A 19722-nucleotide genomic window follows, 5' to 3' on the forward strand; every position below is an offset into this window, starting at 1 on the left:
ATGACACGAGGGACAGTGGCGATTTTTGGTCTGGGCGCGATGGGCGGCGGCATGGCGGGGGCCTTGCTGCGCGCCGGTCTGGTGACGCACGGCTTTGACGTGAACGCTGACGCCGTGGCGCGGTTTCGCGCGGCGGGTGGGGCGGATGGCGCTCTGGAAGAGGTGGCCGGCACGCTGGACGCGGTTGTGGTTGTGGTGGTGAACGCGGCGCAGACCGAGGATGTGTTGTTCGGGTCCAATGGCATCGCGGGCAAGCTGGCCAAGGGCACGGTTGTGGTTGCCTGTGCCACGGTGCCGCCGGAGTTTGCGCGTGACATGGCGGCGCGGTGTGCGGCGCTGGGGCTGGAATATCTGGATGCGCCGGTGTCCGGTGGCACGATCCGTGCGGCAGAGGGCACGTTGTCGATACTGGCGTCGGGGTCGCAGGCGGCCTTTGCCCGTGCGCGGCCCGCGCTGGAGGCGATGGCCGAGAAGGTGTTCGAGCTGGGCGATACGGTCGGCGCGGGGTCGTCGATGAAGGCGGTGAACCAGATGCTGGTGGGCATTCACATCGCCGCCATGGCCGAGGCGATGACATTCGGGATGACCCAAGGGGTTGAGCCGGATCAGTTTCTCGAGGTGATCTCGCAATGTGCTGGAACGTCCTGGGCGCTGGAAAGTCGCGGGCCGCATGTGCGCGACGGGGATTACACTCCGCTGAGCGCGGTGGACATCTGGCCCAAGGATCTGGGCATTGTCATGGACATTGCCAAATCGGCCAAGTTCGGCGCGCCGATCACGGCGGCGGCCTTGCAGCAATGGCTGGCGGCGTCAGGCTCGGGTCTGGGCCGCGAGGATGACGCGGCGGTGGCCAAGGTTTACGCCCGCAATGCCGGGATCACCCTGCCGGGGGACGCATGAGCACGATACTGGGCGCGATTGCCGACGATTTTACCGGAGCGACCGATCTGGCCGGATTGCTGGCGCGCAGTGGGGCGCGGGTGTCTTTGCGCATCGGGGTGCCTGAGGGGCCGGTAGAAGATGCCGCGCCGTTCGAGGTGATCGCGCTGAAAATCCGCACGGCCCCTGTGGCTGATGCCGTGGTACAGGCGCGCGCGGCGCAGGGATGGCTGGCGCAGGCAGGGGCAGGGCGGTTTTTCTGGAAGTATTGCTCGACCTTTGACAGCACGGCGCAGGGCAACATCGGCCCCGTGGCCGAGGCGTTGATGGAGGCGACAGGCGCACAGCAGACGATCTATTGCCCCGCTTTCCCCGAGAACGGGCGCACGATTTTCATGGGCAATCTGTTCGTGGGGCAGGTGCCGCTGGCCGAAAGCCCGATGAAGGACCACCCGCTGACGCCGATGCGCGACAGCAATCTGATGCGGCTGCTGGCCCCGCAGGTGACGCGGGATGTCGGGCTGATCGACCGTTTGACGGTGGCGCGCGGGGTCGACGCGCTGCGCGCGGCGCTTGCGCAGGCGGCGCCACATGTGGTGGTGGATGCGGTGGCCGACAGCGATTTATATGTGATTGCCGAGGCGTGCCGCGATGCGGTTCTGATGACCGGTGGCAGTGCGGTGGCGATGCCGCTGCCCGATCTCTACCGCGCGGCGGGGCTGTTGCAGGACGGCGATGCGGCTGCGGCATGGGCGGCTCCGGACGGTCCTGCGCTGGTGCTGTCGGGGTCATGTTCCGCGATGACGCAGGCACAGGTGGCGCGCTATGGCGCTGCCAACCCCAGCTATCAGCTGGACCCGCTGACGCTGGTGCAGGGCGGGGTGCAACCGGTGCTGGACTGGCTGGCCGCACAATCGGGCGCGCCGATGATTTACGCGACGGCCACCCCCGAGGTCGTGCGGGCGGCGCAGGACAGACTGGGCCGCGACAGGGCCGGCGCGGTGGTCGAAGAAGCCTTGGGGCAGATCGCCATTGCCGCACGCAACGCAGGCACGCGCCGGTTCGTGGTGGCGGGCGGTGAAAGCTCGGGCGCGGTGACGCAGGCGCTGGGCGTTGCGCGGCTGGACATCGGCCCCGAGATTGCCCCCGGTGTGCCGTGGTGCGCGGCGGTCAGCGGCGGGCATGACGTGGCGCTGGCGCTGAAGTCGGGGAATTTCGGGACAGAGGATTTCTTTGCCACCGCATTGGAAAGGCTGGCGCAATGAGTGCTGAAACCGACCTGCGCGAACTGATCTGCACGCTGGCCAAATCCCTGTATGATCGCGGTCTTACCGGCGGGTCGTCGGGGAATATTTCGGCCCGTACCGATGACGGCGGGCTGTTGGTGACGCCCACGGGGTCCAGCTTTGGCCGTCTGGACCCTGCGCGCCTGTCGCGGTTTGACGCGCAAGGCACCCATGTGGGCGGGGACAGGCCGACCAAGGAAATGCCCCTGCATTCGGCGTTCTACGAGACACGCAGCACGGCGGGCGCGGTGGTGCATTTGCATTCGTGCCATGCCGTTGCCCTGTCGATGCTTGAGGGCGTGGACCCAGACAATTTCCTGCCACCGCTGACGCCCTATGCGATCATGAAGCTGGGCAAGGTCAAGCTGTTGCCCGTGTTCCTGCCCGGCGATCCGGCGATGGGCGACGCGGTGCGCGGGCTGGCGGGCAAACGCTCGGCGGTGATGCTGGCCAATCACGGACCGGTGGTGGCGGGCCGCGATGTGGAAGCCGCCTGTTACGCCATCGAGGAGTTGGAAGACACCGCACGGCTGGCGCTGCTGACTCACGGGCTGCCGCGCCGCCCGCTGAGTGATGTGCAAATCAACGACATCGTCACACGTTTTGACGTGGACTGGGAGTAAGACCATGAAATCCGTCCGCCTGTCTGCCGACGACAATGTCGTCACCGCAATCGTGCCCCTGCAAGTGGGCGACGCGGGGGCGACCACGCTGATCCCGCGCGGGCACAAGATGGCGACGCAGCCGATTGCCAAGGGCGAAGCGGTGCGCAAATACGCCAACCTGATCGGCTATGCCGCCGAGGACATCGCGCAGGGTGCCCATGTGCACACGCACAATCTGGAATTTCGGGCGGTCGACACAGACTATGAATTCGCCACCAACCTGCGGCCCGTGGCCCCTGCGAAAACGCAGGACATGTTTCAGGGCTATCACCGCGCCAATGGCCGTGTGGGCACGCGCAACTATATCGCGGTGCTGACTTCGGTGAATTGTTCGGCCACCGCCGCGCGCCAGATCGCGGCGCATTTCACGCCGGACAAGCTGGCGGATTATCCCAATGTCGACGGCGTCGTGGCCTTTGTCCACGGCACCGGCTGTGCGATGGGCGGTGACGGTACGGGGTTCGAGGTGTTGCAGCGCACGCTGTGGGGCTATGCGCGCAACCCGAATGTGGGCGGGGTGCTGCTGGCGGGGCTGGGCTGCGAGATGATGCAGATCGACTGGCTGATCGAAGCCTATGGGCTGACGCCGGGGCCGCTGTTCCAGACGATGAACATTCAGGACGTGGGCGGTTTGCGCCGCTGTGTCGCGCTGGGGGTGAAGAAGATCACTGCCATGCTGCCCGAGGTGAACAAGGCCACGCGCGCGCCTGCGCCTGCGTCCGAGCTGATGGTGGCGCTGCAATGCGGCGGGTCGGATGCGTGGTCGGGGGTGACAGCGAATCCTGCCGTGGGCCACGCCTGTGATCTGCTGGTGGCGCAGGGGGGCACCGGCGTGCTGGCCGAAACGCCCGAGGTTTACGGCGCCGAACACCTGCTGACCGCGCGCGCCCATGACCGCGCCACAGGCGACAAGCTGGTGGACCTGATCCACTGGTGGGAGGATTACACCGCGCGCAACCGTGGCTCGATGGACAACAACCCCAGCCCCGGCAACAAGGCGGGCGGGCTGACCACCATCCTTGAAAAATCGCTGGGGGCCGTGGCCAAGGGGGGCACGACTCCGTTGATGGGGGTCTATAAATACGCCGAACCGGTGACGGCGCGCGGGTTCACGTTTATGGACAGCCCCGGATATGACCCCGCCTCGGTCACCGGCCAGATCGCCAGCGGCTGCACGCTGGTGTGTTTCACGACAGGGCGCGGCTCGGCCTTTGGCGCGAAGCCGTCGCCGTCGATGAAGGTGGCGACCAACACCGAAATGTACACCCGCCTGCACGAGGACATGGACGTGAACGCCGGCACCATCCTGTCCGAAGGCCGCAGCGTCGAAGAGGTGGGGCGCGAGATTTACGAAATGTGGCTGCGCATGGCCTCGGGCGAGGCCAGCAAATCCGAGGCGCAGGGTCTGGGCGATTATGAATTCGTGCCCTGGCAGATCGGGGCGGTGATGTGATGCGGTTTTCGGCAAACCTGGGGTTTCTGTGGACCGAACTGGCGCTACCCGATGCGATCCGTGCGGCGGCGGCTGCGGGGTTTCATGCGGTGGAATGTCACTGGCCTTATGATGTCCCTGCGCAGGATGTGGCGGATGCGCTGCACGAAACGGGCCTGCCGATGCTGGGCCTGAACACGCGGCGCGGGGCGGCGGGCGAAAACGGGTTGTCCGCGCTGCCCGGTCGCGGCGCAGATGCCCGCGCGGCGGTGGACGAGGCGCTGGCCTATGCTGACGCGACCGACACCGGGGCCGTGCATGTGATGGCAGGCTTTGCCGAAGGTCCGGCGGCCCATGCGGCCTTTGTCGAGACCCTGCGCTATGCCTGCGACAGGGCGGACGGGCGCACGATCCTGATCGAGCCGCTGAACCATTACGACGCGCCGGGGTACTTCCTGCGCACCACCACGCAGGCCGAGGCGATTTTGGCCGAAGTGGGGGCCGCGAACCTGAAGCTGATGTTCGATTGCTACCATGTGCAACTGATGGAAGGCGACGTAACGCACCGGCTGGAACGGTTGTTGGGGCTGATCGGCCATGTGCAGGTGGCCTCGGTCCCCGACCGCGGTGCGCCGGATCATGGGGAGCTGAATTATCCCCATGTCTGGGAGGTGCTGGCGCGGCTGGGCTGGGATACGCCCGTTGGGGCGGAGTATCGGCCCGTTGGGCCGACTGAGGCGACGTTGGGGTGGATGTGAGAGGGGCACCGGCCCATAGGTGACATCCAGCGTTTTTTCAGATCCCCTGCCTTCTTCCCAAGACCCGCCATTCGTGCTGATTATAGTTTATTGAGCTATGTAGAAGGCAGTGATTTGCTACGGGCTTCCTCATTGAAGAGCCTAAGCCAGTTTTCGAGAAAGGTGATACAGATTAATGGGTCCAGACCCTAGTTTCGCGCCCTGCGCCATCCTGCCGCTCGCGCATCCGCTTCCGTGCAGAACCACCGCTCTCCTTCAACCCAATTGATCCTGGTCCTGTGATAGTCTTCCTGTCCGGGCATATGATAAATACGTTCACCCGAATTGTAGCTGACGTTGCCCTTGATCTGGCATGTGGATAAGCCAACCGATACGGCCAGATCAGCGGCTTTGTTCTTCAGGATCAGGGCTTGATGTTTAATGGCCTGCTTTTGCTGGTCATTTAGCACGAAATTTGCAGCTATTGCAGTCAGCGCCATAGAAACCAGAACCGCCATCGCGAATGCGCTTTTTGAGTTTCCCTTGCTTTTCAATCGCGCGCCCCTTTTCGCTACAATCCAAGTCTGAAAGCTAAACTTATTGGTGTCAACGAAGCAAGGTTGCCAGCACGCGCAGACGGTTAGCCTTAGAAGCCGTAAATCTGACAAAAGACGGCAGCACCATCTCTCACCCCTCCAGAAACGCCACCTGCGCCTCGCGCATCTCGAAGATGTCCTGATCGTCCGTGATCTCCACATCATCCAGACACACGATCTGGTCGCGTTTGATCGGGCGTTTCAGCCGGATATGATGCGCCAACCCGATGGGCAGGGCGTTCAGGCGGTGGGATTGGCTGGCGGGGATCGCCTTGGCCCAGACCTTGAAGCCGCCTTCGCCGTCCAGAGTGTCACCTGCCGCGAAGTCGCCCTTGGCGGTGGCCACCGCGTCGCCGCGCCAGCGGGTGGATGACCCCGTTGCCTCGCCGCGCAGGCAGGCGTTCAGAACCGATACGGAAGTTTCCAGCCCGATCAGATGGAAGGGACGCCACATCGACCCGTACCAGCCCGTCGGATCGGTCAACAGCCCGTATTGCTGAAAGCAGGCGCGGGTGTATTCATCGGGGGCGCGGAAGGTGACGAACATGCCGTACTGGATGTTGTTCAGCACCACGCGCCCGTCCGGTTCACGGCTTGAGGCGATGTCGACCAGACCTGCCCGCGCCAGCCTGCCGCCTTCGCTTTCGGGGCGAAAGACCGTGGCCAGATCGTGCAGCCCGGCGGGGTGAAAGGCCAAACCATCCTCGGGGCAGTCCAGCCCTGTGGCATTGGCGACGGCGGCCATTTCGATGGCGGCCTTGGTGCCGTCTGTGAACGAATTGTACATCTTGGGATTAAAGTCGCCTGCGGCCACTTCCTCGTCGCTCCAGCCGAAGTAACCCCAGACCGTGTCGGGGGTGGAATAGCGGTAGGGCGGGGCAAAGTTCATGCCCTTGCCCGCAGCGCAAAGCTCAAACCCGCAGGCGTGGACCCAATCCACCAGCTCGCAGATCGCAGCCGGTTGGTCGCCGTAGGCCATGGAGTAAACCACGCCCTGTTGCGCGGCGCGGTTGGCCAGAACGGCACCGCACAGCACGTCGGCCTCGACATTGACCATGATGACATGTTTGCCCGCGTCGATGGCGGCCAGCGCGTGGCGTGTGCCGGCAAGGGGTTGGCCGGTGGCCTCGATGATGCATTCGATGTCGCCACAGGCCAGCAGGTCGGCCACGTCGTCGGTGATGCAAGTGGTGCCGGTCAGGACCGCCTGCGCCATGGTGGGGGCGGCGTATTGCCTGTCATCCTAGCCTGTGCGTTTGAACGATCCGCGCGCCTTGTCCACGTCCAGATCAGCGACGCCGACAATGTGGTAGCCTTTGATGAACCGCGCCTGCGCCAGGATCATCGAGCCGAACTTGCCCGCTCCGATCAGGCCGACACGCACGGGGCGGCCCGCGTCGTGGCGGGCGGCGAGAAGGGATTTGAGGTTCATGGGCGTGCGTCCTTTCGTGCTGTTTGCGCCGACGCTAGCACGGGGGGCAGGACACAACATTGAAGCTGTTCTTATGATATAGTTAAGAATATTTAATTGTTTGAGGCCCCCGCATGGTGCCATCTGATCCCGGACCAAGGGGGAGGACACAGCCATGACGACGGGCACGGCCAAACACGGATCGAACGTCAGCCTGGCGCGGCGGGCCTGGGCGATCCGGCGCAATGCGCTGCGCATGGGCGAGGTGCAGGGACAGGGGTACATCGGGCAGGCTCTGGGCGTGGCGGATGTGCTGGCGGTGTCCTATTTCCACGCGCTGACCTACCGCGCGGACGATCCCGAATGGGAGGGCCGCGACCGGTTCCTGTTGTCGATCGGACATTATGCCATCGCGCTTTATGCCGCGATGATCGAGGCAGGTATATTGCCCGAGGACGAACTGGAAACCTATGGCATGGACGACAGCCGGATGCCGATGTCGGGCATGGCCGCCTACACGCCCGGCATGGAGATCACCGGCGGTTCGCTGGGCCACGGTCTGGGCATCGCGGTGGGCATGGCGCTGGGGCTGAAACGCAAACAGAACCCCGCATTCATCTACAACATGCTGTCCGATGGCGAACTGGGCGAAGGGTCGACATGGGAGGCGGTGATGTCGGCGGTGCAGTGGAAACTGGACAACCTGATTGCCATTGTTGATTTCAACAACCAGCAGGCGGATGGGCGCACGCGCGACGCGCTGGCTCAGGTGCCCGAGGCGGCCAAATGGCAGGCTTTCGGCTGGCACGCGCAAGAGGTGGACGGCAACGATCTGGACGCGGTCGTCGCGGCCTTTGACGCCGCGCGCAGCCACGACGGCGCGCAGCCGCGTGTGATCATCTGCAACACCACCATGTGCAAGGGCATTCCGTTTCTGGAACGCCGCGAGATCACCCATTTCGTGCGGGTCGAGCCCGAAGAATGGGCCAAGGCGCTGGAGATACTGGACGGGGAGAAACCACAATGAAACCGCAAGATTTGTCCCGCCGCCAGTCGAAATACACTGCCCGCAGCGTGCCACAGGGCGAACGGGTGGCCACATCGGCGATGATCGCCTCGCTGGACGCCGAAGGGCGCGACACCATTGCGGCCCCGTTCGGGCACGCGCTGGTGGACATCGCCAAAACCCGTGAGGATATTGTCGGGCTGACGGCGGATCTGTCGAAATACACCGACCTGCATGTCTTTGCCAAAGCCTACCCCGACCGGTTCTACCAGATGGGCATGGCCGAGGCGGTGATGATCAGCGCCGCCGCCGGTCTTGCGCGCGAGGGGTTCACCCCCTTTGCCACCACTTACGCGGTGTTCGCATCACGGCGGGCCTATGATTTCATCATCATGGCGATTGCCGAGGAAAACCTGCCGGTCAAGATCGTCTGTGCGCTGCCAGGCCTGACCACGGGCTATGGCCCCAGCCATCAGGCAACCGAGGATCTGGCGATCATGCGGGGGATGCCGAACCTGACGATCATCGACCCCTGCGACGCGGTCGAGATTGATCAGGCCACGCGCGCCATCGCGGATACGCCGGGGCCGGTCTATATGCGGCTGCTGCGCGGGCAGGTGCCGAATGTGCTGGGCGAATACGGCTATCGGTTCCAACCGGGCCGCGCGCAGGTGATCCGCGACGGGCGCGATGTTTTGTTCGTGTCGTCTGGGCTGATGACCATGCGCACGCTGGACGCGGCCAAGGCACTGCAGAAAGACGGCGTGGATTGCGCGGTGCTGCACGTGCCGACGATCAAACCGCTGGATGCGGACACGATTGTTGCCGAGGCGTCCAAAGGCGGGCGGTTGGTGGTGACGGCCGAAAACCATTCGGTCACCGGTGGTCTGGGCGAGGCGGTGGCTGCCACGCTGATGCGGGCCGGTGTGCATGTGCCGTTCCGCCAGATCGGCCTGCCCGATGCGTTTCTGGACGCGGGGGCGCTGCCGACGCTGCACGATCAATACGGGATTTCGGTCAGCGCAGTCACGGCTGCGGTGAAATCATGGCTGTGAGGGGGAACGGGCGATGAAATTACTGGATGGCATGACGGCGATCATTACGGGGGCTGCCAGTCCGCGCGGTCTGGGCAAGGCCACGGCGCGGCTGTTTGCGCAGCATGGGGCGCGGGTGGCGATACTGGATCTGGACGCGGACGAGGCGGCAGAGGCGGCGGCAGACCTGCCGGGGGACGGGCACACCTCGGGCGTGTGCGACGTGACGGACAAGGCCGCCTGCGACACGGTGGTGGCGGACATCATAGCACAATGGGGGCAGGTGGATGTTCTGGTGAACAACGCGGGCATCACCCAGCCGCTGAAGCTGATGGAGATCACACCGCACAATTACGACGCGGTGCTGGATGTGAACCTGCGAGGAACGCTGTATATGTCCCAGGCCGTGATCCCGCATATGCGGTCCCGTGGGCAGGGCAGCATCGTCAACCTGTCGTCGGTGTCGGCGCAGCGGGGCGGCGGGATTTTTGGCGGGCCGCATTATTCTGCCGCAAAAGCGGGGATACTGGGGCTGACCAAGGCGATGGCGCGTGAACTGGCCCCTGCGGGCGTGCGCTCAAACGCGATCTGTCCGGGGTTCATCGCCACGGATATCACGGCGGGCAAGCTGACCGACGCGATGCGCGCGCAGGTGCTGGAAGGCATCCCGATGGGCCGCGCGGGGACGGCGGACGATGTGGCAGGCTGCGCGCTGTTTCTGGCGTCTGGGCTGTCGGCCTATGTCACGGGGTCCGAGGTTGATGTAAACGGCGGGTCGCTGATCCATTAGGGTCTGTGCCCCAGTGAACCACAAAGGGTCTAGAAAAGCATCATTTCGTTCTGCCTTTCAGCATCATACGCCAAGTCGCGCATCGCCGCGCCGTGGCGCGGCCCGTCATGTCGCAGACAGGCCGGAGGCATGATGCGCGGCGGCCTTCGGCCTTGAACACGCGCGGGGGGAGGGGGGGCAGGGCTTTAACCGGACCTTAGACGTGGCGCGGGTCAGGGTCCGCTGAGCGGACAAAGTGAGCTTTCACTGTAGTTGCGCGAAGGTCTGCAGGTTGGCTCAGCCGACGCCGCCGTCTGCCATGCCATTGCCTTTGCTGCGAGCGATTTCTTTGGCATCATAGCCGGCACCCGGAGTATGTGGCCCGTGGACTTTTGGCGGCTGATTTTTCTTGAGCTTTCGAACATGCAGAACGGTGTAGACAACGAGAATGCAGGCAACCAATGGCACAAGCAGAAAGGTTATTTGGTTAGCAGTCAAAACGATTTCCTATGCAGGATGTTGGGTCTGATCTCTTTAGCTTAGCAGACCTTCGCGCATATTGCAGTATCGGGGACTTTGAGCTCAAACCCGTCTTTCTCTGCACTCTGCGCGAAGTTCCGGTTTTCCGCTTTTTGGGTCTGCTTGTGACGCAAAGGCTACATCCCTCTGACGTTCACCATCCTGCTCCGCATGCAGAACCAGGTGACCGTTGCCAGGGGCTCGCTTGGACAGGAATCGTGCTCACAAGACCTTTGAATAAATAACGCAATCGCGGGGTTCGTCCGAAATGTTCGGATGTCGAAAGTAGCGCCGCAAGGTGCCCTCTTGGGTCATTCCTGCCTTTTCCATGACGCGCGCAGAGGCTGGATTGTCGACATCGCAAAAGGCTTCCGCTCTGAATATTTCGGGATGCGCCAAGGCATGATTTACCAACCAAATCATGATTTCCGATGCAATCCCCTGACCCCATACAGACGATTTCAAGACATAACCGTACCGCACGCAATGCCCGATCAATCGAGGGTGAAACATGCCGATCAGGTCGGTCGGTTGATCACGGCGGGATGCGACAACAGCAAAGCCTGTTCCCTTGTCCCACTCGGCAGATGCGCCCCTTAGAAACTCCGCTGTTTCATCGACGCATTGATGCGGTTTCCAGCCAAGATATCGCATGACTTCGGCATCCGTTGTATAAGCCTCGAAAAGGGCCGGTGCATCGCCTTCGACCACCCGCCGAAGGTTGAAACGGGCAGTCTGGAATGCGTTGGGTAAATGATAGGGGGCCGTCATATTTGCTCCTTGAGACAGGGCTTGGGTGAAAGACGCCGCGTCGCGGTGTCAAACCGGACGCTGTTGCCATGCGGCTTGTGGAATGATGTCTTCCACCTGCATCCCGTGTGCCGCCATCAGCACCGCCATATCCTGGGCATGGGCGGCGGCCTGCGCCTCGGCCCAGCCCAGAAACAGCTGAACCGGGCGGCGTCTGACAAAGCGGGCGGGACAGCGGACCCAGTGGGCGGCAAAGCGCAGGACGGGGAGCTGGGGGCAGACGGGGACCAGGTTGCCCGCCTGCATCTCTGCCGTCGCCAGCGCCATCGATTCCAGCACCACGCCCGCGCCGTCCAGTGCCAGCTGGATCGCCATCGACGAACGGTCCATCAGCAAGGTCTTGCGGTTGTTGGCCCCCGTCACGTCGTTGTGCCACAGCCAATAGTCCCACTGGACATGGGCGCGCGGGCTGTCGATCAGGCGGGCCTGTGACAGGGGATCACCCGCAGGCAGCCCCGCCAGATAGTCAGGATGCGCCAGCGGCAGGATGTGATCGTACACCAGCGGCTTGCACCACAGCCCCGGCCAGTCGCCGGTGCCATAGCGGATGTCCATGTCCATGATCTCGCGGTCGAAATCGGTGGGATCGGGGGCGGCGTCAACGCGCAGGTCCCAGTCGGGATAGCGGGTCAGGAAATCGGCCAGTCGCGGCCCCAGCCAGCGCACGCCAAAGCTGGGCGAAACGCGCAGGTTCAGCCGGTGCGACGTGCGGGTGCGGCCAAGGTTGGCCTGTGCGTCGCTCAGCATCCGCAAGGCGGTGCCTGCGGTCTGGGCCAGCAACTCGCCTTCCAGTGTCAGGCTCAGCACGCGCCCCGTGCGGCGGAACAGCTTGACCCCCAGTTGCTGCTCCAACAGCTTGATCTGCTGGCTGACGGCCGAAGGCGAGACCGACATTTCCTCGGCGGCGCGGGCCAGACTGCCACGCCGCGCGACGGCTTCGAAATAGGGCAGGGCGTGCAGGTTGGGGGCGCGGCTCATGGCGGCCGCGCTCAGTCTGTGCCGGTGGTCGGCGTGTTGGCTTCCAGTTCCTGACGGATCACGCCGATGATGTCCTCACCGAGATTGTCGAGGTGTACGCCAATGGCTGTGCGGATCGCGTCGGGGTCGCGTGCGCGCAAGGCAGCGACGATCTGGCAATGGTGGGTGATGACCCGTTCGCGGTTGCGCCGTTTGACCGCCGCCAGAAACCGCGAACGCCACAGACGCGCCAGAAAGGTGCGGTGGATTTCGGCCAGCGGTGCGTTGTGCGACGCCCGCGCAATGGCGGAATGAAAGCTCATGTCGATTTCGAACAGGTCCAGCGGGTCGGCGCTGTCAAAGCGTTCGGCCATGACGTCGACGATTTTGCTGATCTCGGTAATGTCCTTGTCCGTGGCGCGCTGGCAGGCCAGTTCGCCTGACAGTTTTTCGACCGCCAGCAACACCTCGACTTCGTCCGAGACCTGTTTGATCGACGGGATCGACACGATCGGGCTGCGGGCGGGGCGCAGGTCGACCAGACCTTCCTTGGCCAGTATTCGAACCGCTTCGCGCAATGGCGTGCGGCTGACCCCCATCTCGGTGGCGTTGTCGCGTTCCTTGATGCTGGCGCCGGGCGCCAGTTTGCCGCGCAGGATGTTGCGGCGCAGTTGGTTTGCGATCTGCTCGGACAGTGGGTTTTCGGTCATAAAGGGTCCATCACCTGAAGGGGTCAAAGGGCGCATAGCATGTTCTGCGCGACATGACCCTGTTGTCAATTTGGTATACCGAAATTTGTTGATTGTCGATATGCGACCCGCTAGGGTCTGCACAGATGGTATACCATCCTGACCAACTTCTGGTTGCAGAAGCTGGCATGAAAAAGAGGGCGGCCCTGATGTCGCTTAGGGAGGAAAGACTGATGAAACTTAAGACACTTTTGCTGTCGACTGCGGCTGCGGCCATGGTTGCGGGCAGCGCTTTTGCCGAAGATGTGACTCTGCGTATCCAGACCCACTATGCCACCGAGCACCCCATGGGAAAGTTGCTGGCGCAGTGGATTGACGACGTTCAGACCATGTCTGACGGCGGTATTTCGATTGAAATGTTCTATTCTTCTTCGGTGGTTGCAACCACCGAGACATTTGACGCAGCGATCAACGGTATTCTGGATTGCGACGCCACGGGCGGTGCCTATCAGACCGGCAAGAACCCAGCGTTCCAGTTTGTTGGCGACATCATGGGCGGCTATGACACGCCGTGGCAGCAATACAGCTGGCTGTACTACGGTGACGGCTATGCCGCCGCCCAAGAACTGTACAACGCCCAAGGAATGCAGCTGATTGGCTGGTCGATTTACGGTCAGGAATCACTGTCGTCGTCCAAGCCGATTGCAGGTTTTGAAGACGTCAAAGGCTGGAAATTCCGCTCGCCTCCCGGCATGGAGACGGAGATTTTCCAGGAACTGGGCGCGTCACCCATCGTCATGGACTTTACCGAGATTTTCACCGCACTTGAAACCGGTATCATTGACGGTGCCGACGCTTCGGGTCTGGCCAACAACGTGGGTCTCGGCCTGTATGACATCGTCAAACATGCCACCTATCCCGGCTTCCACTCGATGCCATCCGACCATCTGGCGTGCAATCAGGATGTCTGGGAGGGGCTGACCGAACAGCAGCGTCGCATCATCGACACCGCCTGGCAAAAGCTGTCGTTCCACGTCGCTCTGGCCAACGAAAAAGCCAACGCCGAAGCGGCCGCAGCGCTGAAGGCGCAGGGCGTGACACTGTATGACTGGTCGCCTGAAGACCGCGCCGAATTCCGTCGCGCGGCGCAAGTGGCATGGGAAGACTGGGGCACACGTTCGCCCGAGGCGGCTGCATTGCTGGCCAGCCACAAGGCATACCTCAAACAGTTGGGTTTGCTGAGCGAGTGATCGCGTTGCAGGCAGACGTCTGAAGCTGAGATCGGGGCGGGCCTGTTTGGCCCGCCTTCTTTCACCCGACAGGCAGGTTCGGGCATATTGTGTGGGGAGGCAAGTGATGCAGGAAAATTCGCTTTGGCTGGGCCGGATGCGGGCACCGATCAAGACGGCAATGATCGGCTGCGTCGGGCTGACGGTGGTGCTGTATGCGCTGCTGGTCGGGCAACGGCTGTTTTTGGAAGAGTCCTACGGGATGTACGAGATGATCCGCCCTGCCGGCAGGCCGCTGGTGCAGATGATGCTGGTCAGTCTGGTCGCGGCATTGCTGTTTGCTTCTTTGTTCCTGTCCGACAGCAAAGGCGCGATTGAAACGCCGCCTGACGGATATTTCGATCTGGTGTCTGTGGTGCTGGGGCGGCTGGCGATGATCATGACTACATTCGTGGTGCTGGTCATGTTTTACGAGGTGGTGTCGCGCTATGTCTTTGCGCGTCCGACCCTGTGGGCGAACGAGCTGTCGTTGTGGATCGCGGCATTCGTGTTCCTGCTGGCCGGGCTTTACGCCATGCAGCAACGCAGCCACATCCGTATCTATATCATCTACAACATGATGCCCCGTTGGGCGCAAAAGGCGTCGGATTCCGTTTCGGTGCTGTTGATCGTGGGCTTTGCCTTTGCGCTGGTCTGGGGCGGTTATTCGGATGCGGCCAAACGGTTCCTGCGGATGGAGACATTCGGCACCGCTTGGGATCCACCCATTCCCGGCATCATCAAACCGGCCGTTTTGCTGATCATCGTTCTGGTGGCCATTCAGGCCGTGTCGAACCTGATCGCGGACTGGCACAAAGACCCCGAAGCACACACTCCGATGGATGAGATCGACGAAACCGAGATCGAAAACATCCGCGCCACGTTGAAAGAGGACTGAAGACAATGGTCGATATCGGCACCCTGTCCCTGATCATCCTGCTGGCGATGTTTGCGCTGCTGGCGATTGGCATGCCGCTTGGCTTTGCCTCGGCCTTTCTGGCTGTTGTCACGCTGGCGTTGAAATTTCCGCCCGATCTGTTGTTCGGCACCTTCGGGCGCGGCCCCTTGTCGGTGCTGGGGCAGGCGGTGTACCGACAGATGACGAACTATGTTCTTATCTCTGTCCCGTTATTTATCTTTATGGCGGCGCTGCTGGAACGATCCGGCATTGCGCGCGACATGTATTCGTCGCTGAACGTCTGGCTGTCCCGTGTGCGCGGCGGCATCGCGATTGTCACCTCGATCATGGCGGTGATCATGGCGGCCATGTCCGGCATCATCGGCGGCGAGGTCGTGTTGCTGGGTCTGATCGCACTGCCGCAGATGTTGCGGCTGGGCTATGACCGCAACCTTGCCATTGGCACAATCTGCGCCTCGGGCTCGCTGGGGACGATGATTCCGCCGTCGATCGTTCTGATCTTTTACGGGCTGGTCACCGAAACCTCGATCAAGGCGCTGTTCACCGCGTCATTCCTGCCCGGTTTCATGCTGGCGTCGTTCTTCCTGATCTACATCGTGGTGCGCACGCAGCTGAACCCGTCGCTGGCCCCCTTGCCGGCCCCGGTTCCCGGAGAGCCGGAAGGACGCGACAAGGGGCTGATGTTCCTTGGCTTCCTGTCACGGTTCACCCTGTGGCTGGCGGGCGTTCTGATGGTGCGGGCGTTGTTTTTCACCATCACCGGAGAGAACACCATTCGCGAAGGGCTGGACCCGATCCCGCTGGGCATGGTGTCGGATATTCCGTGGATTGCGGGCACATTCGTGCTGGCGTTGATCCTGATCTTCTTCGTGGTGGGGCGCGAGCGCACCGCCAGGGGATGGGCGATGGGCAAGGGGCTGGTGGCTCCGATCATCGTCATCGGCGTTGTGCTGGGGTCGATCTATGGCGGTATCACCGGTATCACCGAAGCGGCGGGCATGGGCGTGATCGCGGTGTTCGTCATAGGGATGCTGCGCCGCGAGATGACATTCGAGATCGTCTGGGACAGCCTGATCCGCACGCTGAGGTCAACCGGCACGATTATCTGGGTGACCATCGGTGCGGCCGCACTGGCGGCGGCCTATACGCTGGTGGGCGGGCCGACCTATGTGGCCAACCTGATCGTGGGGGCAGACATGCCGACCATGGGCATCATTCTGGTGATGATGGTCGTGTTCCTGATCATGGGGATGTTCATGGACTGGGTCGGCATCGTGCTGTTGATCATGCCGGTCTTCCTGCCCATCGTGGTGCGTCTGCCCGCCGAAGAGATCGGTTTTCTCGGCAGCGTCGATGCGCGGTATATCCCGATCTGGTTCGGCGTGGTGTTCTGTATGAACATGCAGGTCAGCTTCCTGTCGCCGCCCTTTGGTCCCGCAGCGTTCTACCTGAAATCCGTGGCCCCGCCCGAGATTTCGCTGACCGACATCTTCCGCGGCTTCCTGCCATTCATCGCCCTGCAATTGCTGGCGCTGACGGTCTTGCTGGCGTGGCCACCGATCGTGACGATCTTTCTCTAGAGGACCGGGGCGTGCGCGCCCCGATCCGAGGTTTCAGATAACTTCAGGAGTTTCCGATGCGATTGACCGCAGACGACCATCGCAAGTTTGCCGATGTCGGGTTTCTGGTTCTCGACGCGGCCCGGCCGCTGGCGGTCAAGGCGGGCGGCGCGGTGAATTTCCGCCCGCTGACACCGCAAAACCTGTCCGATGCGTTCCGCTGCTCGTCGGATGCGTCTGCCTGTGCCTGAAGTGTGATGTTCGACCGTTTTTCACCAGGCGCGGCGCGCGGGCCGCATGTCCTGCACGGGCCAAGCGGGACCGTTTGCGCGCAGGCGCGGCAAAGATGTGCGCCCCTCTTCGAAAGCCGCATTGATCGGGGCCGTGCTCTGGACCTATTGGTGGCGCCGCCTTACGCATCGGTTGACTGCACCGCCGCGCAGGTCGACACCCTGGCGCCTCTGCCGGTGTCGATGCGCGCAACTCCTGTCAAGGCGATCTGAATGCCCCATAACGTTCTGCCCCGCGAAGACCGCACGGCCATGGGCCTGACCGCCATGGCTGGCGCTGTGGTCTTTTTCACCATGATCGACACATCCGCCAAGTGGCTGGTGCTTGCAGGCCTGCCTGCGCTGCAAGTGGTGTTCGTACGCTATGCGGTGCATTTCCTGTTGGCGCTTGCTGTCTTTGTCCCGCGTGAAGGCCGCGAGGCGCTGGTGTCGATGGCACCGGGCAAGCAGATACTGCGGTCCGCGTTCCTGCTGGGCAGCACGGCGCTGAATTTCAACGCGCTGTATTATCTGCCGATCACCGTGACCACGACGATCATGTTCGCCGGTCCCATCGTCGTGACGCTGTTGGCGATCCCCCTGCTGGGCGAGCGGGTGGGGATGCACCGGATCATCGCGGTCTGTGTGGGTTTTGTCGGCGTGCTGGTGGTGATGCAGCCTTGGGGGGCCGAGTTTCATCCCGCGATGTTCTTCAACCTTGGCGCGCTGGTCTGCGCGTCGCTCTATTTCCTGATGACGCGCCTGCTGGCGGGGGTGGAAAGCAACGCGACCAGCCAGACCTGGTCCTCGGGGCTGGCGACAGTGTGCATCGCACCCTTTGCGCTGTCCTCGTGGGTCTGGCCGCAAGCGCCTGCCGACTGGGTGTTTTTCGGGTTGATCGGCATTTTTGGCGGCACCGGACATATTCTGGCCACTTGGGCGCACCGCATGGCCGATGCGTCGATCCTGGCGCCTGTGGTCTATATCCAGATCGTGCTGGCCTCGATTGCGGGGATCGTGTTTTTCAACCAGTGGCCCACGCTTTGGACGCTGGCGGGCGGGCTGATCATCATCGCCGCAGGTTTCTACATCTGGCAGCGCGAGCGCATTCTGGGCAAGCGCGCCGCGGCGGACAAGGCCGCCAACATCGCACCGCATTGAATTCATCAAGGGAGAGAGAACATGGGCAGATTGGACGGGAAACGCGCATTGATCACCGCCGCAGGGCAGGGGATTGGCCGCGCCAGCGCATTGGCGATGGCCGCCGAAGGGGCGCAGGTCTTTGCCACCGACATCAGCGCCGAGGCGCTGGCCGAACTGAAGGGCGACGGGATCGAGACGATGGTCCTGGACGCCCGCGACACCGACAGCGTGAACGCAGGCGTGGCCAAGTCGCGACCCGACGTGCTGTTCAACTGCGCGGGCTTTGTGCACCACGGCACGGTGCTCGATGCCAGCGACGACGAATGGGACTTTGCCTTTGATCTGAACGTACGGGCGATGTTCCGCACCATCCGCGCGGCCTTGCCCGGCATGGTCGAGCGCGGATCGGGGTCGATCGTGAACATGTCGTCGGCCTGCTCGTCCATCATCGGCGCGCCGAACCGGTTCATCTATGGCACCACCAAGGCGGCAGTGATCGGCCTGACAAAATCGGTGGCGGTGGATTACATCAAGACCGGCGTGCGCTGCAATTGCATCTGCCCCGGCACCGTCGAAAGCCCAAGCTGGCACGACCGCGTCAAGGCATTGGGTGAAGAGATGGGCAGCTACGAGGCCGCCCTCGAAGCCTTCGTGTCGCGTCAGCCCATGGGCCGCGTGGCGAAAGCGGAAGAAATTGCCGCACTGGTCGTGTATCTGGCCAGCGACGAAAGCGGATTTACCACCGGACAGCCCCACATCATCGACGGCGGCTGGTCGGGCTAAACAGACACTAACAGGAAGAAGGACAACGATATGAAACTGCTACGTTACGGTGACGCGGGCGCCGAGAAGCCGGGGATGCTGGACGCCGATGGCACGCTGCGCGATCTGTCGGGTGTTGTGAGCGACATCGCGGGCGATGTGCTGTCTGACGAAGGTCTGGCCAAGCTGCGCGACATCGACCCCGCCAGCCTGCCCAAGGTCGACGGCAATCCCCGTCTGGGCCCCTGCGTCGGCAACATCGGCAAATTCTGCTGCATCGGTCTGAACTATTCCGACCACGCCGCCGAAACCGGCGCCGCGATCCCGGACCATCCGATCCTGTTCATGAAGGCCAGCAGCGCCGTCGTCGGCCCCAACGACATGGTGATGAAACCGCGCGGCTCGACCCACACGGATTGGGAGGTCGAGCTGGGCGTGGTCATCGGCAAGGCGGCCAAATACGTCTCGAAAGAGGACGCGCTGGATTATGTCGCGGGCTATTGCGTGATCAACGATGTGTCCGAACGGCACTATCAGACGCAGCTGACCGGCCAGTGGACCAAGGGCAAAAGCTGCGACACCTTCGGCCCCACCGGCCCGTGGCTGGTGACCCGTGACGAGGTTGCGGACCCGCAGGCGCTGGCGATGTATCTGGATGTGAACGGCAAGCGGATGCAGACCGGCAACACCAACACGATGATCTTTACCGTGGCCGAGATTATCGAACATCTCAGCGGATTGTTCACCTTGCAGCCGGGTGACGTGATCTCGACCGGCACCCCTCCGGGGGTCGGCATGGGGATCAAACCCACGCCGGTCTATCTGGAAAAAGGCGACGTGATGGAACTGGGCATCGACGGCCTGGGCGTGCAGCGCCAGGAGGTCGGGCAGGACGCCTGACCCAAAACCGGACCGAAACGGCCCTGTGTTCAACGCGCGGGGCCGTTTGCACTGCGGCTTGGGATTCTGAGCCAAGATCAGCCGACCGCACTGGATTGATCCAGCGCAAAGT

At 62.9% G+C, this 19722-nt stretch carries 21 protein-coding genes and 1 pseudogene; 15 read left to right on the forward strand and 7 right to left on the reverse strand.

All coding sequences use genetic code 11. The annotated features are described in order from the left end of the window. From ltnD to DSM107133_RS04635, 5 genes are read left to right on the forward strand one after another with little or no spacing between them, the layout of a single operon-like run. Positions 1–900, forward strand: a complete 900-nt coding sequence (gene ltnD, locus DSM107133_RS04615; RefSeq protein WP_114291929.1) for an L-threonate dehydrogenase — start codon at positions 1–3, stop codon at positions 898–900. Beyond that, positions 897–2144, forward strand: coding sequence for a 3-oxo-tetronate kinase (otnK, locus tag DSM107133_RS04620; protein ID WP_114291928.1), 1248 nt, complete (start codon positions 897–899; stop codon positions 2142–2144). Before ltnD ends, otnK begins: the two co-directional genes overlap by 4 nt. Beyond that, the gene (locus tag DSM107133_RS04625; protein ID WP_114291927.1) at positions 2141–2788 is read left to right on the forward strand and encodes an aldolase; all 648 of its coding nucleotides are present in this window, start codon (positions 2141–2143) and stop codon (positions 2786–2788) included. Before otnK ends, DSM107133_RS04625 begins: the two co-directional genes overlap by 4 nt. A gap of 4 nt (positions 2789–2792) precedes the next feature. After that, positions 2793–4283, forward strand: coding sequence for an altronate dehydratase family protein (locus DSM107133_RS04630; RefSeq protein WP_114291926.1), 1491 nt, complete (start codon positions 2793–2795; stop codon positions 4281–4283). Next, complete coding sequence (locus DSM107133_RS04635) at positions 4283–5020, forward strand: TIM barrel protein (protein WP_114291925.1); 738 nt, start codon at positions 4283–4285, stop codon at positions 5018–5020. The genes DSM107133_RS04630 and DSM107133_RS04635 overlap by 1 nt, the downstream gene beginning before the upstream one ends. A 188-nt stretch (positions 5021–5208) precedes the next feature. On the opposite strand, the pseudogene DSM107133_RS04640 reads toward DSM107133_RS04635, so the two are convergent. From DSM107133_RS04640 to DSM107133_RS04650, 3 genes and pseudogenes are all read right to left on the reverse strand, one after another. After that, positions 5209–5376, reverse strand: a pseudogene (locus DSM107133_RS04640) (thermonuclease family protein); the annotation flags it as partial. A gap of 310 nt (positions 5377–5686) precedes the next feature. Next, positions 5687–6811 carry a flagellar biosynthesis protein FlgA gene (locus DSM107133_RS04645; protein ID WP_240310378.1) on the reverse strand — a complete coding sequence of 375 codons (1125 nt, stop codon included), beginning with the start codon at positions 6809–6811 and terminating at the stop codon, positions 5687–5689. 27 nt (positions 6812–6838) lie between these two features. Beyond that, the gene (locus DSM107133_RS04650) at positions 6839–7027 is read right to left on the reverse strand and encodes a hypothetical protein (RefSeq protein WP_240310376.1); all 189 of its coding nucleotides are present in this window, start codon (positions 7025–7027) and stop codon (positions 6839–6841) included. 154 nt (positions 7028–7181) lie between these two features. Here DSM107133_RS04650 and DSM107133_RS04655 point away from each other — a divergent pair, with 154 nt between their 5' ends. Genes DSM107133_RS04655 through DSM107133_RS04665 form a run of 3 tightly spaced genes read left to right on the forward strand, consistent with a single transcriptional unit; the run spans position 7182 to position 9836 of the window. Further along, entirely contained in the window at positions 7182–8033 is an 852-nt protein-coding gene (locus DSM107133_RS04655) for a transketolase (RefSeq protein WP_114291924.1), read from the forward strand. Next, on the forward strand, positions 8030–9067 hold the full coding sequence (locus DSM107133_RS04660) for a transketolase family protein (protein ID WP_114291923.1): 1038 nt from the start codon (positions 8030–8032) through the stop codon (positions 9065–9067). The genes DSM107133_RS04655 and DSM107133_RS04660 overlap by 4 nt, the downstream gene beginning before the upstream one ends. A gap of 13 nt (positions 9068–9080) precedes the next feature. Next, complete coding sequence (locus DSM107133_RS04665; RefSeq protein ID WP_114291922.1) at positions 9081–9836, forward strand: SDR family oxidoreductase; 756 nt, start codon at positions 9081–9083, stop codon at positions 9834–9836. 276 nt (positions 9837–10112) lie between these two features. Here DSM107133_RS04665 and DSM107133_RS04670 read toward each other — a convergent pair whose 3' ends face one another. From DSM107133_RS04670 to DSM107133_RS04685, 4 genes are all read right to left on the reverse strand, one after another. Beyond that, positions 10113–10313, reverse strand: a complete 201-nt coding sequence (locus DSM107133_RS04670) for a hypothetical protein (RefSeq protein WP_243253584.1) — start codon at positions 10311–10313, stop codon at positions 10113–10115. Positions 10314–10556: 243 nt separating this feature from the next. Continuing rightward, positions 10557–11105 carry a GNAT family N-acetyltransferase gene (locus DSM107133_RS04675; RefSeq protein ID WP_114293280.1) on the reverse strand — a complete coding sequence of 183 codons (549 nt, stop codon included), beginning with the start codon at positions 11103–11105 and terminating at the stop codon, positions 10557–10559. A 48-nt stretch (positions 11106–11153) separates the two neighbouring features. After that, complete coding sequence (locus DSM107133_RS04680; protein ID WP_114293279.1) at positions 11154–12122, reverse strand: LysR family transcriptional regulator; 969 nt, start codon at positions 12120–12122, stop codon at positions 11154–11156. Between the two features lie 11 nt (positions 12123–12133). Next, entirely contained in the window at positions 12134–12811 is a 678-nt protein-coding gene (locus DSM107133_RS04685) for a GntR family transcriptional regulator (protein ID WP_114293278.1), read from the reverse strand. 212 nt (positions 12812–13023) lie between these two features. Between DSM107133_RS04685 and DSM107133_RS04690 the strand changes: the two genes are divergently transcribed. From DSM107133_RS04690 to DSM107133_RS04720, 7 genes are all read left to right on the forward strand, one after another. Then, on the forward strand, positions 13024–14040 hold the full coding sequence (locus DSM107133_RS04690) for a TRAP transporter substrate-binding protein (protein ID WP_114293277.1): 1017 nt from the start codon (positions 13024–13026) through the stop codon (positions 14038–14040). Positions 14041–14146: 106 nt separating this feature from the next. Beyond that, a complete protein-coding gene (locus DSM107133_RS04695; protein WP_114293276.1) occupies positions 14147–14956 on the forward strand; it encodes a TRAP transporter small permease in 810 nt (269 codons plus the stop codon). 5 nt (positions 14957–14961) lie between these two features. Continuing rightward, positions 14962–16557 carry a TRAP transporter large permease subunit gene (locus DSM107133_RS04700; protein WP_114293275.1) on the forward strand — a complete coding sequence of 532 codons (1596 nt, stop codon included), beginning with the start codon at positions 14962–14964 and terminating at the stop codon, positions 16555–16557. Between the two features lie 56 nt (positions 16558–16613). Then, entirely contained in the window at positions 16614–16787 is a 174-nt protein-coding gene (locus DSM107133_RS04705; protein ID WP_162792009.1) for a hypothetical protein, read from the forward strand. Between the two features lie 252 nt (positions 16788–17039). Beyond that, complete coding sequence (locus DSM107133_RS04710) at positions 17040–17966, forward strand: DMT family transporter (protein WP_114293273.1); 927 nt, start codon at positions 17040–17042, stop codon at positions 17964–17966. 21 nt (positions 17967–17987) lie between these two features. Continuing rightward, positions 17988–18731: an SDR family oxidoreductase gene (locus DSM107133_RS04715; protein WP_114293272.1), complete on the forward strand. Its 744-nt coding sequence runs from the start codon at positions 17988–17990 to the stop codon at positions 18729–18731. A 30-nt stretch (positions 18732–18761) separates the two neighbouring features. Beyond that, positions 18762–19610, forward strand: coding sequence for a fumarylacetoacetate hydrolase family protein (locus tag DSM107133_RS04720; RefSeq protein ID WP_114293271.1), 849 nt, complete (start codon positions 18762–18764; stop codon positions 19608–19610). The last annotated feature ends 112 nt before the right edge of the window (positions 19611–19722 follow it).

Source organism: Pseudosulfitobacter sp. DSM 107133, from assembly GCF_022788695.1.
Lineage (GTDB): Bacteria > Pseudomonadota > Alphaproteobacteria > Rhodobacterales > Rhodobacteraceae > Pseudosulfitobacter.

Excerpts from the sequence above, each read along its gene's own strand:
- ltnD (WP_114291929.1), top strand. The coding sequence starts at position 1 with ATGACACGAGGGACAGTGGCGATTTTTGGTCTGGGCGCGATGGGCGGC.
- otnK (WP_114291928.1), top strand. The coding sequence starts at position 897 with ATGAGCACGATACTGGGCGCGATTGCCGACGATTTTACCGGAGCGACC.
- DSM107133_RS04625 (WP_114291927.1), top strand. The coding sequence starts at position 2,141 with ATGAGTGCTGAAACCGACCTGCGCGAACTGATCTGCACGCTGGCCAAA.
- DSM107133_RS04630 (WP_114291926.1), top strand. The coding sequence starts at position 2,793 with ATGAAATCCGTCCGCCTGTCTGCCGACGACAATGTCGTCACCGCAATC.
- DSM107133_RS04635 (WP_114291925.1), top strand. The coding sequence starts at position 4,283 with ATGCGGTTTTCGGCAAACCTGGGGTTTCTGTGGACCGAACTGGCGCTA.
- DSM107133_RS04645 (WP_240310378.1), bottom strand. The coding sequence starts at position 6,811 with ATGGCGCAGGCGGTCCTGACCGGCACCACTTGCATCACCGACGACGTG.
- DSM107133_RS04650 (WP_240310376.1), bottom strand. The coding sequence starts at position 7,027 with ATGAACCTCAAATCCCTTCTCGCCGCCCGCCACGACGCGGGCCGCCCC.
- DSM107133_RS04655 (WP_114291924.1), top strand. The coding sequence starts at position 7,182 with ATGACGACGGGCACGGCCAAACACGGATCGAACGTCAGCCTGGCGCGG.
- DSM107133_RS04660 (WP_114291923.1), top strand. The coding sequence starts at position 8,030 with ATGAAACCGCAAGATTTGTCCCGCCGCCAGTCGAAATACACTGCCCGC.
- DSM107133_RS04665 (WP_114291922.1), top strand. The coding sequence starts at position 9,081 with ATGAAATTACTGGATGGCATGACGGCGATCATTACGGGGGCTGCCAGT.
- DSM107133_RS04675 (WP_114293280.1), bottom strand. The coding sequence starts at position 11,105 with ATGACGGCCCCCTATCATTTACCCAACGCATTCCAGACTGCCCGTTTC.
- DSM107133_RS04680 (WP_114293279.1), bottom strand. The coding sequence starts at position 12,122 with ATGAGCCGCGCCCCCAACCTGCACGCCCTGCCCTATTTCGAAGCCGTC.
- DSM107133_RS04685 (WP_114293278.1), bottom strand. The coding sequence starts at position 12,811 with ATGACCGAAAACCCACTGTCCGAGCAGATCGCAAACCAACTGCGCCGC.
- DSM107133_RS04690 (WP_114293277.1), top strand. The coding sequence starts at position 13,024 with ATGAAACTTAAGACACTTTTGCTGTCGACTGCGGCTGCGGCCATGGTT.
- DSM107133_RS04695 (WP_114293276.1), top strand. The coding sequence starts at position 14,147 with ATGCAGGAAAATTCGCTTTGGCTGGGCCGGATGCGGGCACCGATCAAG.
- DSM107133_RS04700 (WP_114293275.1), top strand. The coding sequence starts at position 14,962 with ATGGTCGATATCGGCACCCTGTCCCTGATCATCCTGCTGGCGATGTTT.
- DSM107133_RS04705 (WP_162792009.1), top strand. The coding sequence starts at position 16,614 with ATGCGATTGACCGCAGACGACCATCGCAAGTTTGCCGATGTCGGGTTT.
- DSM107133_RS04710 (WP_114293273.1), top strand. The coding sequence starts at position 17,040 with ATGCCCCATAACGTTCTGCCCCGCGAAGACCGCACGGCCATGGGCCTG.
- DSM107133_RS04715 (WP_114293272.1), top strand. The coding sequence starts at position 17,988 with ATGGGCAGATTGGACGGGAAACGCGCATTGATCACCGCCGCAGGGCAG.
- DSM107133_RS04720 (WP_114293271.1), top strand. The coding sequence starts at position 18,762 with ATGAAACTGCTACGTTACGGTGACGCGGGCGCCGAGAAGCCGGGGATG.